Raw genomic sequence first — 12,389 nt, 5'->3', positions numbered from 1 at the left:
GAAGTCAATCAAGGCCGGGTAAGGCAAAACGCCCACCCGGCACAATAACTTTACCTGCCCGTCACGCAGCGATACAATGCCCGCCCTTAATATGGGGGCACTCCCCCAACCGCTTCATTCAGTGAAGCGAGTCTGACCTGTCATCAGAACGAGAAAATTATGTTTAAACCGGAACTCCTTTCCCCGGCGGGAACGCTGAAAAATATGCGTTACGCTTTCGCCTATGGCGCAGATGCTGTGTATGCGGGTCAACCGCGTTACTCTCTGCGTGTGCGCAACAACGAATTCAATCACGAAAACCTGCAGCTCGGCATTAATGAGGCCCATGAACTGGGTAAAAAATTCTATGTGGTGGTTAACATTGCCCCGCATAACGCCAAGCTGAAAACCTTCATTCGTGACCTGAAACCCGTTGTGGAAATGGGGCCGGATGCACTGATCATGTCCGATCCAGGCCTGATCATGCTGGTACGTGAGCACTTCCCTGATATGGATATTCATCTGTCAGTACAGGCTAACGCGGTAAACTGGGCAACGGTGAAGTTCTGGAAACAAATGGGCCTGACCCGCGTTATCCTGTCCCGCGAACTGTCGCTGGAAGAAATTGAAGAGATCCGCACCCAGGTTCCGGATATGGAGATTGAAATCTTCGTTCACGGTGCGCTGTGCATGGCCTACTCCGGCCGCTGCCTGCTCTCCGGCTACATCAACAAGCGCGACCCTAACCAGGGTACCTGTACCAATGCCTGCCGCTGGGAATACAACGTGCAGGAAGGCAAAGAAGATGTGGTGGGTAATATCGTGCACAAATACGAACCCATCCCGGTACAAAACGTGGAACCGACGCTTGGGATCGGCGCGCCTACGGACAAAGTGTTTATGATTGAAGAAGCCCAGCGTCCGGGTGAATACATGACCGCGTTCGAAGACGAACACGGCACTTACATCATGAACTCAAAAGATCTACGCGCAATTGCTCACGTTGAGCGCCTGACCCAGATGGGCGTGCATTCGCTGAAAATCGAAGGCCGCACCAAGTCTTACTATTACTGCGCCCGTACCGCACAGGTCTATCGTAAAGCCATTGACGATGCTGCAGCCGGTAAACCGTTCGATCCGCAACTGCTGGAAACACTGGAAGGCCTGGCGCACCGTGGTTATACCGAAGGATTCCTGCGCCGCCATACGCATGACGACTATCAGAACTACGAATACGGTTTTTCTGTTTCCGAACGTCAGCAGTTTGTCGGTGAATTCACTGGCGAACGCAAAGGCGATCTGGCTGCTGTGCTGGTGAAAAACAAATTCACCGTCGGTGACAGTCTGGAGCTGATGACGCCGCAGGGTAACGTCAATTTCACCCTTGAGCAGATGGAAAACGCCAAAGGCGAAGCTATGCCAGTTGCGCCTGGTGATGGTTATACCGTATGGATGCCCGTACCGCAGGATATCGATCTCAATTATGCATTACTGATGCGTAATTTTGCCGGTGAGTCCACGCGCAATCCACATGCTAAGTAGTTAATTACGGTTATTTTTCAGCGTTCGGAAGATTCTTAGAAATCGATCACATACCGTTTCGTTCATTAAGGGTATTATCCCACCCGCTGAAAAACATAACCCATAAATGCTAGCTGTACCAGGAACCACCTCCTTAGCCTGCGTAATCTCCCTTACGCAGGCTTATTTTTTGCCCGTAGAATCTCACCCTCAATCCACAATAAATAACTTCGCACCTGTCACCGTTGATGAGCGATGTGCTTCTGCGTGATCGGCCACCTGATAACTCATCCCCGGTTTAAGATCGAACGTGCGACCATCTTCCAATTCTGTACGTAACTCCCCCTCCAGACAAAACAGAACATGCCCTTTCGCACACCAGTGATCGGCCAGATATCCTGGTGAATACTCGACAATTCGCACCCGAACATCACCAGCAAAAGCGACTTTCCACATGGCATACCCGGCTTCTCCAGGATGACGCTCAGAAATAACCTGCGACCAGTCAGTCACATGGAAGGGGATGTTCTCCATTTTCATTTTTAGACTCCACTGAAAGTAAATTACGGGCAAAAAAAACCGGGCATTACGCCCGGTTTATCATGTAATTAGAAATTAATGTGCAGCTTCTGGCTTGTGCTTTTGCGCACTCTGGAAACCATAGGTCAGCTCATTTTTTTCTTTATCCAGCGCGACGGTAACCTGACCGCCATCCACCAGCGAACCAAACAACAATTCGTTGGCCAATGGTTTTTTCAGGTTGTCCTGAACCACTCGCGTCATCGGACGTGCGCCCATTGCGCGGTCATAACCTTTTTCCGCCAGCCAGTTACGTGCTTCCTGACTCACTTCCAGAGAGACACCTTTTTGATCCAGCTGAACCTGCAGCTCGACAATAAATTTATCCACCACCTGATGAATCACCTCAGTAGAGAGATGATCGAACCAGATAATGTTGTCGAGGCGGTTACGGAATTCCGGCGTAAACACTTTTTTGATTTCGCCCATCGCATCAGTACTGTTGTCCTGATGAATAAGCCCAATCGATTTACGCTCAGTTTCACGTACCCCGGCGTTGGTCGTCATCACCAGCACTACGTTGCGGAAATCTGCTTTGCGCCCGTTATTGTCAGTCAGCGTACCGTTATCCATAACCTGCAGCAGCAGGTTAAAGACATCCGGGTGCGCTTTTTCAATTTCATCCAGCAGCAGTACAGCATGCGGATGTTTAATCACCGCATCGGTCAGTAAACCGCCCTGGTCGAAACCGACATACCCTGGAGGCGCACCAATCAAGCGGCTGACAGTATGACGTTCCATATATTCGGACATATCAAAACGCAGCAGTTCGATGCCCAGCGCTTTAGACAACTGCACCGTGACTTCGGTCTTACCAACGCCAGTCGGTCCAGCGAACAGGAACGAACCGACAGGTTTATGCTCATGACCCAGACCGGCACGGCTCATTTTGATCGCTTCGGTCAGTGCTTCAATGGCTTTATCCTGCCCAAATACCAGCATTTTCAGGCGGTTGCCCAGATTTTTCAGCGTATCACGATCGCTCTGCGAAACGCTCTTCTCTGGGATCCGTGCAATGCGGGCCACGACGGACTCGATATCTGCCACGTTGACGGTTTTCTTGCGCTTGCTGACCGGCATCAGGCGCGCACGTGCGCCCGCTTCATCAATCACGTCAATCGCTTTATCCGGCAGATGACGATCGTTAATGTATTTCACCGCCAGTTCGACCGCTGCACGTACCGCTTTGGCGGTGTAGCGAACGTCATGGTGAGCTTCGTACTTCGGTTTCAGACCGTTGATGATCTGCACGGTCTCTTCCACTGACGGCTCAGTGATATCGATCTTCTGGAAGCGACGCGCTAACGCACGGTCTTTCTCAAAGATATTGCTGAACTCCTGATAGGTGGTTGAACCTATCACACGAATTTTCCCGCTGGAGAGCAGCGGCTTGATCAGGTTAGCGGCATCCACCTGGCCGCCCGATGCCGCACCCGCACCGATAATAGTGTGGATCTCATCGATAAACAGGATGCTGTTAGTATCCTGCTCCAGTTGCTTCAGCAGCGCCTTAAAGCGTTTCTCAAAATCACCGCGGTATTTGGTACCCGCCAGCAATGAACCGATATCCAGAGAGTACAGCGTACAATCAGCCATCACTTCCGGCACATCCCCCTGGACAATACGCCAGGCGAGACCTTCGGCAATCGCCGTTTTCCCCACGCCGGATTCCCCCACCAGCAGTGGGTTATTTTTACGGCGACGACACAGTACCTGAATGGCGCGCTCCAGCTCTTTTTCGCGGCCAATAAGCGGATCAATCCCGCCCACGCGAGCCAGCTGGTTAAGGTTAGTCGTGAAGTTCTCCATACGGTCCTCCCCGCCAGCTTGCTCTTCGTTATTTGGCTGATTCCCGGAGTCAGAAGACTGACTCGGTTCGTCTTTACGCGTGCCATGAGAAATGAAATTCACCACGTCCAGGCGACTGACTTCATGCTTACGCAGCAGATAGGCCGCCTGTGATTCCTGCTCGCTGAAGATAGCAACCAGCACATTAGCGCCAGTCACTTCATTGCGCCCGGAGGACTGAACATGAAAGACAGCACGTTGCAAAACACGCTGAAAACTCAGCGTCGGCTGCGTGTCGCGCTCTTCTTCGCTGGCAGGCAATACGGGTGTGGTTTGTTCAATGAAGGCTTCGAGTTCCTGACGGAGCGCCACCAGATCCACAGAACACGCTTCCAGCGCTTCGCGGGCCGATGGGTTACTGAGCAACGCCAGTAACAAGTGCTCGACGGTCATAAACTCATGTCGGTGCTCGCGCGCTCTGGCGAAAGCCATGTTTAAACTGAGTTCCAGTTCTTGATTGAGCATAGGCACCTCCCCCAATATTTATGGCTGCATTCAGGCTTTTTCCAGCGTACACAGCAACGGATGCTCGTTTTCCCTCGCATATTTGTTCACCATCGCCACTTTGGTTTCAGCAACCTCGGCGGTAAATACGCCGCAGATGGCTTTACCTTGATAGTGAACGGCAAGCATCAGTTGCGTTGCACGTTCTACATCATAAGAAAAGAATTTTTGTAACACGTCAATAACAAACTCCATCGGAGTGTAATCATCATTGACTAATATCACTTTATACATAGATGGCGGTTTTAGCGCGTCGCGCAATTTGTCTTCCGCCAGCTGTTCGAAATCCAGCCAGTCGTTCGTCTTACTCATTGTCAGTCGTCATCTTCAGTTACGGTTACCGGCAGAATAACTTGCCGCTGACAAGAGCCTATGCGCACAATCAATCTACCTCAAGTATTAGATAACTATCATCTATCAGTGTCATCCGCGACATCTGTCACATATCCGACAATAGCGTTAACTGCTTCAAATTTTGATGCATTTTTACCCTATTCCACCTGCCTGGCGCTTGACGCCTCGCCTGATTTCTCTAAATTGTAGTTTCGAGAGTTGGCGAGGTTTTGAACAGCCCCCACTCCGCCACCGGTTCATTCCATCTTACTTATATAAGATTTACGAAGGATGTCGAAGTATGGAAACGGGTACTGTTAAGTGGTTCAATAATGCCAAAGGGTTTGGTTTCATCTGCCCCGAAGGCGGTGGTGAAGATATCTTCGCCCATTACTCCACCATTCAGATGGATGGTTACAGAACGCTAAAAGCCGGACAGTCTGTCCAGTTTGATGTCCACCAGGGGCCAAAAGGCAATCATGCCAGTCTTATCGTGCCCGTCATTGAAGCAGAAGCTGTCGCATAGCTCTTCTGTCTCATTGTGTACATCCCGCAGACAAAATGCCAGCCCCTGAGGCTGGCATTTTTATTTCTTATGCAATACAACGCGTTATTCTCGCGCCAAAGCATCCACGGGATCCAGACGCGCTGCATTACGGGCCGGAAGCCAGCCAAACAAAATTCCGGTGGCGGTTGAACACAAGAAAGCCGTTAACAGCGCGACAGGAGAGAAACCAATTTCCCACCCGGGCAGGAACAGTTGTAGCGTAAAGGCAATTAACATCGACAAACTGATACCGAGCGCGCCTCCCACCAGGCACACCAGCACAGCCTCAATTAAGAACTGCTGTAGCACATCACTGGCCCGCGCCCCCACTGCCATCCTAATGCCGATTTCACGCGTACGCTCTGTCACCGAAACCAGCATAATGTTCATCACGCCGATCCCGCCTACCACCAGCGAAATCACCGCTACCAGCGTCAGAAAGAGCTGTAATGTACGTGTGGTTTTTTCGGCGGTTTTCAAGATGCCATCCATGTTCCAGGTGAAGAAATCTTTTTTGCCATGACGCAGCGATAACAGACGGGTAAGTTGCTGCTCGGCCTGGGCGCTATCAAACCCCTCTTTTACCCGCACGGTAATAGAGTTTAACCACGATTGCCCCATGATCCGTCCTGACATAGTGCTGTAGGGCAGCCAGACGCGCAGGATCTTACTGCTGCCAAACATCGATTGTTTTTCTTCCGCAACGCCAATGACGGTGGCTGGCATATTTCCCACCAGAATAACTTCACCCACCACTTTCGCTTTGCTGGGGAACAACTGACGTCGGGTATTGCTGTCGAGCACCACCACCTGTGCCCGCCCCGCCAGTTGCTCTGCATTAAAGGTGGCGCCTTCACTGAACGTCATGCCATAGACGTTGAAGTAATCACCGCTAACGCCATTCGCGCTGGCGGCGACATCAATATTGCCATAGCGCAGGCGTAGGTTCTTTGATACCGCAGGCGTAACGGAACTGACCCAGGGTTGCTTCTGAATCGCCACTAAATCGTCATACTTCAGCGCCTGCTGATATTGTGGATCGTCATCACCGAAATCCTTGCCTGGATAGATATCGATAGTATTCGTACCAATCGCTCGGATGTCTGCCAGCACCAGTTGTTTTGCCGCATCGCCCACCACCACAATCGATACCACCGACGCGATGCCGATGATAATACCCAGCATGGTGAGCAGTGTACGCATCTTGTTGGCGGCCATGGCCAGCCAGGCCATGGTCAATGCTTCACGAAAACCGCTGACAAACTGGCTCCAGCCAGAAGCCGTCGTCACCGTTGGTTCAGCAATATCACGTCCGGTAGCGGGCTTTTGTGATGGTGGATTACGCACAATCTCGCCATCACGAATTTCAATGACGCGTTCTGTCTGGGCGGCAACCTGGCTGTCGTGCGTGACGATAATGACCGTATGCCCGCGATCGCGTAGCTGATGCAGAATAGCCATCACCTCTTCGCCGGAGCGGCTGTCCAACGCGCCAGTGGGTTCATCGGCCAGAATAACCTGACCACCGTTCATCAACGCACGTGCAATACTGACACGTTGCTGCTGGCCTCCGGAAAGCTGGGAAGGCTGATAATCAACCCGGTCACCCAATCCCAGACGCTGAAGTAATTCCTGAGCACGAGCCAGACGCTGCTTGCGTTCAGTCCCGGCATACACCGCCGGGACTTCAACATTTTGTGCCGCCGTTAAATGTGACAGCAAATGATAACGCTGGAAGATAAAGCCAAAATGCTCACGCCGCAGTTGTGCTAACGCATCGCTATCCAGTGTAGAAACATCCCGCCCCGCAACCCGATAGGTTCCACTGGTTGGCTTGTCCAGACATCCCAGAATGTTCATCAGCGTCGATTTACCCGAGCCAGACGCCCCGACAATCGCCACCATTTCCCCGGCCTGAATACGCAAGGAAACGTCCTTTAAAACCTCGACCTGTCCCTCGCCTGACGGGTAACTGCGGCGGATATTGCTCAACTCAAGCAACGCCGTCATTGTGCTACTCCCGCTTTACCCTCACCGGTGATCACTTCATCCCCCTCTTCCAACCCTTTCACAATTTCTACGTCGGTATCATTACGGGCACCGATGACCACTTCGCGTTCGCGAGTTTCACCATTGCGCAGCAGCCTGACGTTATAGCGGTTGTTGCCAATAGGATCGCCCAACGCCGACAACGGGATCGTCAGCACATTTTTAACGTCGGTGAGCTGGATGTGCACTTGTGCGGTCATATCAAGGCGCAGGATCCCTTTCGGGTTAGGCACTTCGAAGCGCGCATAGTAGAAAATGGCGTCATTCACCTTCTCAGGCGTCGGAAGGACATCTTTGAGCACGCCTTCGTACCGTGTCTGCGGATCGCCCAGCACAGTGAACCAGGCTTTTTGGCCCGGCTGCAGGTGAATAACATCGGCCTCGGAGACCTGCGCTTTTACCAGCATGGTGCTCATATCTGCCAACGTCAAAATGTTGGGTGCCTGTTGGGCGGCAATCACGGTTTGTCCCTGGAGGGTGGTGATTTGCGTCACTTCACCCGCCATTGGCGCGACGATTCGCGTGTAGTCGAGGTTCGTTTTTGCCGTATCAAGGGAAGCCTGATTACGCTTAATTTGCGCATCAATAGTGCCAATCTGTGCCTGCTTGACCGCCAATTCGGTCGCTGCTGTGTCGAGATCCTGCTGCGAAACCGCCTGCGTTTTCGCCAGTTGTTGCTGACGAGAAAGCGTTACGCGCGCCAGTTTCCACTCAGCTTCAGCCTGCAAACGCTGAGCCCGCAGCTCCATGAGTGTCGCTTCAACTTCTTTGATTTGGTTTTGTGCCTGCTCAGGATCGATAACGCCGAGCAACTGATCTTTTTTAACTTTATCGCCAATGGCTACTGACAGCGTTTTTAACTGCCCACTCACCTGTGCACCAACATCAACTTTGCGTAACGCATCCAGTTTCCCGGTGGCCAGCACACTTTGCTGGAGATCGCCTGGACGTACAATTAACGTTTGATACTGAGGTAGTGGCGCATTAAGCGTTCGCCAAAGTGAAATCATCGCCACAATAATGATGATGGCGAGGAGAAAATAACGTTTTTTAATTTTTCCCTTGAGCTTCATAAAATGTCCCAGTGTCCCCCAATACGCCCACCAGAGTGGAGTGATAAACATCAACGATAAATTAACAGGCGTTGAAAAGTGCAAAGAATAACAGAGTTATTGATGAACCGTTAAGGTCCGCTGTGCTGAAATTAGTATCAGAGTATCTATTGGATTGTTATTATGAGCCAGCTAACAGAAAGCACTTTTCATTCTTCCAGACCCGCCACAAGTTTTAGTCTTTTTTGTCGTCTGACAACCGGACAATGGCGGCCAGGTAAATTTTGGCATCAACGAAGCTTTCGCCGTAAGTTTGTATGGCGCTCATTGCTGATGCCACGATTAACACGTGAATGGATGGCTGAGCTGGCGCAATGGCCGGATCTCGAGAAAATTCTCGCGATCCAACCCCGTATACCGGTTCGCCTGCATCGCGCATATCTCGCAGTCAACCTTGACCGTAAAGCAAAACTCGATGCTGTGCGTTTTCATTACAATGTTATCCGCAACGCTTTTTCATCGACAGAATTTAATGATTATTTAAGTGCAGATGGGCTACAACTGGCACAAATTGAAGGCAAAGACAGCGCAATATACACCATTATAATGTCATCATTTATTGCCCTGGATAAAGAAGGTGAAAGTACAATTCTTGTCCGTAATAGTGAGGGCGAGACATTAGCAGAAATGACCTTCACCCTGTGCAACTATGAAGGGCGCAGCGCGCTTTTTATTGGTGGCTTGCAGGGGGGTAACCGATTAATGCCGCACGAAGAAATTCAAAAAGCGACAAAATCATGCCATGGTTTGTTCCCTAAACGTATTGTAATGGAAGCTATTTGTCGTTTTGCAGAACAATTGAATATTGAACAAGTACTGGCCGTCAGCAATGACCAGCATATTTTTCGCAGCCAGCGCTACCATGATAAAAACAAGGTTATTCATTCTGACTACAATTCATTTTGGGAGTCAGTGGGCGGCGAATGTGACAGCAATGGCTACTATCATATTCCGCGTACGCTAGCGCGTAAAAGCGAAGCAGATATTGCCAGTAAGAAGCGCGCGGAATATCGCCGCCGCTATCAGTTACTCGACAGTATCCACTCGCAGTTATCAGTCATGTTCCGCCGCTAATCCGCTCGCCCGCGTGCTAACCACAGCACGCGGGAAAACATTTTCCGCAGCAACGTTGGCACCGCTTCAACACCGCGTCGCCCCGCTTCCATTGCCACTTCAATCGCCAAATCCGGTTTTGACGAGCGATGGATCGCCTTCGCTATAATTTTCCGCATATTCATCGGCACATTTTCCGGTATTTGCGCCACCCGATGAAAAACATCCGAGAACCCCTGGCGGTACATAAAGTGTTCCATGTCCAACGCAGGTAACATGGTCAAATGCTCGCGCTCTTCCTCTTTGTCATCGTTCAACAGACTGCGTACCGTGGCCGCATACTTTTTCCCCGCCTCATCGCCATCGACCAGCACATGCCACTCAATTCCCATCCGGCGGGCAAACTTCACCAGGGGTTTAAGCCCAGACTGGGCAAATTCAATGACTTTAATCCCTTCGGCATCAAAGTGATGCCCACACTGACGAGCCAGCTCGTTGATGACCCATGTTTCTGTTTCTCCCTCCACCAACAGCCAGCAACGGGCAAACAGTGAAGACGCCCGATTAAAACGGATATGGAAGGCAATGCGCCGCCCGTCTTCCGCATTGAGTCCTCCCGGTCCCAGTCGCCAGGCGGCGACGCGGGAAGATTCTCGTACCAGTCGGACAACATGTTCTACGGGCGTGAGCGACAACAATTCACCAGAGTTGGTCGTCGTCACTCGCTGAAGGGGAAGCAGGTTCAACAATTGCCAGGCAACAGACAACATAATGGGGTGTAACCGCGTTTCAGGATCTTCTACCAGTAGCAACGGACGAGCGTCTTTATCCAGTCTTAGTGACCCTTTGGCCTGTAATAGCGTGGAAAACAGCCCCAGCAGAATCACACGGTGCGTGCGCCCCCCAGGTTTATCAATCATACGGTTGATAATATCCAGATAACGCCAGCTGCGTTGCTCGTTGTTGGAGCGTCGGCGCATCAGACGATAGCGCGACTGACCCGAACCTTGTTCCGAAAAGTAGTGCTCCAGCAGTTGAACCATCGCTGACAGCCCCTGGCGAATCTGCCCATCCGTCAGATTCTGCGGTCGGGTGGCCAACTCACGCGCCATAAAATCCAGTTGACGCGCAGTCACCTCAACATCCGCGGAATCCGGCACCGTTCCATTACGGATCCGCCGCATAAAACGCGCATCACGTAAACGCAGTACTGGCATCAAACGCACCAGATGACGCGCCTGTTCGTTAATATTGTCGATGGGTAACGGGTGGCCTTCGCCATCAAGAAAACTGCGTAATGTCAGGACGCTGCCGTCATCAGCACACTCGCCTTCCAGACGATAGAAAATACGGTGATAGTTATCGGAGCACGGCGACCAGCACGCTTCTAACGGGCGATATCGGCGCACACGATGGCGACCCGGTTGAGATTCACGAAACGTCAGGACAATATGCAGATGATGTTCCCGGCCCTGGATGTCACCCGGCGGGAACCAGAAATCTTCGCGGTCAAAGTGGTACAAATCCGACTCTGGCGACAACAGCAAGGTTAACGCATCCAGCAGGCTGGACTTACCCCACGCGTTCTCCCCAATCAGCACGTTGTTTTGCTCCAGCATCAACGACAGCCGATTAATACCACGAAACCCAACAATCTCAACGCGTTCGAGAATCATATAGCCTCCGGAAATGCTCACTTTTTCCTTCAAGTTATCAGGAGTATAACGGTAAGCGGGCGCTCAGAACACCCGATCTCATCCGCAGATAAATCGAAAGAGTTAAGAATATTCTCTTTAAAAATTACTTTTGAATATAATTTCAGACGTCAATCATCAGATTTCTGATAACTGAACTATGCTTTATTCACCTGAACTCCAAAAAGGATTCGCATCACATTGCCTTAAATCAAATTTTTTTATTAATTTAAGTGGCGAAGGGATGAGATTTTTTTCTAGAATAAGCGCGCTTTAATCATCGTCCCTTTTAGCGATGAAATACCGGGATAGAAAAACTAACCCGGAACTTTTAATTGAGGTGGTTATGTTCAGGAAATTAGCAGCCGAGTTCTTCGGCACGTTTTGGCTTGTTTTTGGCGGGTGTGGTAGTGCCGTTCTGGCCGCGGCTTTCCCGGAGTTAGGTATTGGGTTTGCCGGTGTCGCCCTGGCGTTTGGTCTGACAGTATTAACCATGGCATTCGCTGTGGGTCATATTTCAGGTGGCCATTTTAACCCTGCAGTGACATTCGGTTTATGGGCTGGTGGTCGCTTCCCGGCGAAAGACGTTATTGGTTATGTTATTGCTCAGGTTGTGGGTGGCATTGTCGCAGCAGCGGTACTTTATCTTATTGCCAGCGGCAAAGCCGGTTTTGATGCAGCAGCCAGTGGCTTCGCCTCAAACGGTTACGGTGAGCATTCACCTGGCGGATATTCCATGCTTTCTGCCATCGTAATTGAAATCGTTCTGACCGCAGGTTTCTTATTAGTGATCCACGGTGCGACCGATAAACATGCTCCGGCAGGTTTTGCGCCAATTGCCATCGGTCTTGCATTAACGTTGATTCACCTGATCAGTATCCCGGTCACCAATACATCCGTAAACCCGGCACGTAGTACTGCGGTTGCTATCTTCCAGGGTGGTTGGGCATTACAACAGCTTTGGTTATTCTGGGTTATGCCGATTATCGGCGGGATCGTCGGCGGTCTTATTTACCGTACCCTGCTGGAAAAACGCGATTAATCGCTAACAACAAGGCCTGATGAACTGTCAGGCCTTTTTTTTCCTCGCGATATTTCCTTTTATTTGCAACTTTACTCCCCTCTTTGCTTTCAGTAGTGTGTATATCCGTCATACTTCAAGTTGCAGAT

Annotated in this window: 10 protein-coding genes; 4 read left to right on the top strand and 6 right to left on the bottom strand. The window is 50.9% G+C overall.

Annotation, left to right across the window (positions count from 1 at the left end):
* The first annotated feature begins 159 nt into the window (after window positions 1–159).
* On the top strand, window positions 160–1,521 hold the full coding sequence (trhP, locus tag NNN64_RS10585) for a prephenate-dependent tRNA uridine(34) hydroxylase TrhP (protein WP_271441353.1): 1,362 nt from the start codon (window positions 160–162) through the stop codon (window positions 1,519–1,521).
* A gap of 189 nt (window positions 1,522–1,710) precedes the next feature.
* Here the strand turns inward: trhP and NNN64_RS10580 are convergent, their stop codons facing one another.
* The 3 genes from NNN64_RS10580 to clpS all read right to left on the bottom strand — a co-directional run bounded on the left by NNN64_RS10580 (window position 1,711) and on the right by clpS (window position 4,743).
* Window positions 1,711–2,040, bottom strand: coding sequence for a DHCW motif cupin fold protein (locus tag NNN64_RS10580; RefSeq protein WP_271441352.1), 330 nt, complete (start codon window positions 2,038–2,040; stop codon window positions 1,711–1,713).
* Between the two features lie 75 nt (window positions 2,041–2,115).
* Window positions 2,116–4,392: an ATP-dependent Clp protease ATP-binding subunit ClpA gene (gene clpA, locus NNN64_RS10575; RefSeq protein ID WP_040231864.1), complete on the bottom strand. Its 2,277-nt coding sequence runs from the start codon at window positions 4,390–4,392 to the stop codon at window positions 2,116–2,118.
* A 30-nt stretch (window positions 4,393–4,422) separates the two neighbouring features.
* Window positions 4,423–4,743 (bottom strand): ATP-dependent Clp protease adapter ClpS, encoded by a 321-nt coding sequence (gene clpS, locus NNN64_RS10570; protein WP_271441351.1) that lies wholly within the window; start codon window positions 4,741–4,743, stop codon window positions 4,423–4,425.
* Between the two features lie 322 nt (window positions 4,744–5,065).
* Here clpS and cspD point away from each other — a divergent pair, with 322 nt between their 5' ends.
* Window positions 5,066–5,290 (top strand): cold shock-like protein CspD, encoded by a 225-nt coding sequence (gene cspD, locus NNN64_RS10565; RefSeq protein ID WP_005128369.1) that lies wholly within the window; start codon window positions 5,066–5,068, stop codon window positions 5,288–5,290.
* Window positions 5,291–5,374: 84 nt separating this feature from the next.
* Here the strand turns inward: cspD and macB are convergent, their stop codons facing one another.
* Together macB and macA are read right to left on the bottom strand one after the other, a co-directional pair.
* On the bottom strand, window positions 5,375–7,321 hold the full coding sequence (gene macB, locus NNN64_RS10560) for a macrolide ABC transporter ATP-binding protein/permease MacB (protein WP_271441350.1): 1,947 nt from the start codon (window positions 7,319–7,321) through the stop codon (window positions 5,375–5,377).
* Window positions 7,318–8,433 (bottom strand): macrolide transporter subunit MacA, encoded by a 1,116-nt coding sequence (gene macA / locus NNN64_RS10555; RefSeq protein WP_271441349.1) that lies wholly within the window; start codon window positions 8,431–8,433, stop codon window positions 7,318–7,320. Before macA ends, macB begins: the two co-directional genes overlap by 4 nt.
* Before the next feature lie 162 nt (window positions 8,434–8,595).
* Here macA and NNN64_RS10550 point away from each other — a divergent pair, with 162 nt between their 5' ends.
* On the top strand, window positions 8,596–9,546 hold the full coding sequence (locus NNN64_RS10550) for a VirK/YbjX family protein (protein WP_271441348.1): 951 nt from the start codon (window positions 8,596–8,598) through the stop codon (window positions 9,544–9,546).
* Here the strand turns inward: NNN64_RS10550 and NNN64_RS10545 are convergent.
* Window positions 9,543–11,201, bottom strand: a complete 1,659-nt coding sequence (locus NNN64_RS10545) for an ATP-dependent endonuclease (RefSeq protein WP_271441347.1) — start codon at window positions 11,199–11,201, stop codon at window positions 9,543–9,545. The genes NNN64_RS10550 and NNN64_RS10545 overlap by 4 nt on opposite strands.
* 364 nt (window positions 11,202–11,565) lie before the next feature.
* Between NNN64_RS10545 and aqpZ the strand changes: the two genes are divergently transcribed.
* A complete protein-coding gene (gene aqpZ, locus NNN64_RS10540; protein WP_048212061.1) occupies window positions 11,566–12,261 on the top strand; it encodes an aquaporin Z in 696 nt (231 codons plus the stop codon).
* The last annotated feature ends 128 nt before the right edge of the window (window positions 12,262–12,389 follow it).

Source organism: Citrobacter sp. Igbk 14, from assembly GCF_028069825.1.
Taxonomy (GTDB): domain Bacteria; phylum Pseudomonadota; class Gammaproteobacteria; order Enterobacterales; family Enterobacteriaceae; genus Citrobacter.
Note: the sequence above shows the minus strand (reverse complement) of the source record. Positions and strands in the feature narration are given on the sequence as shown.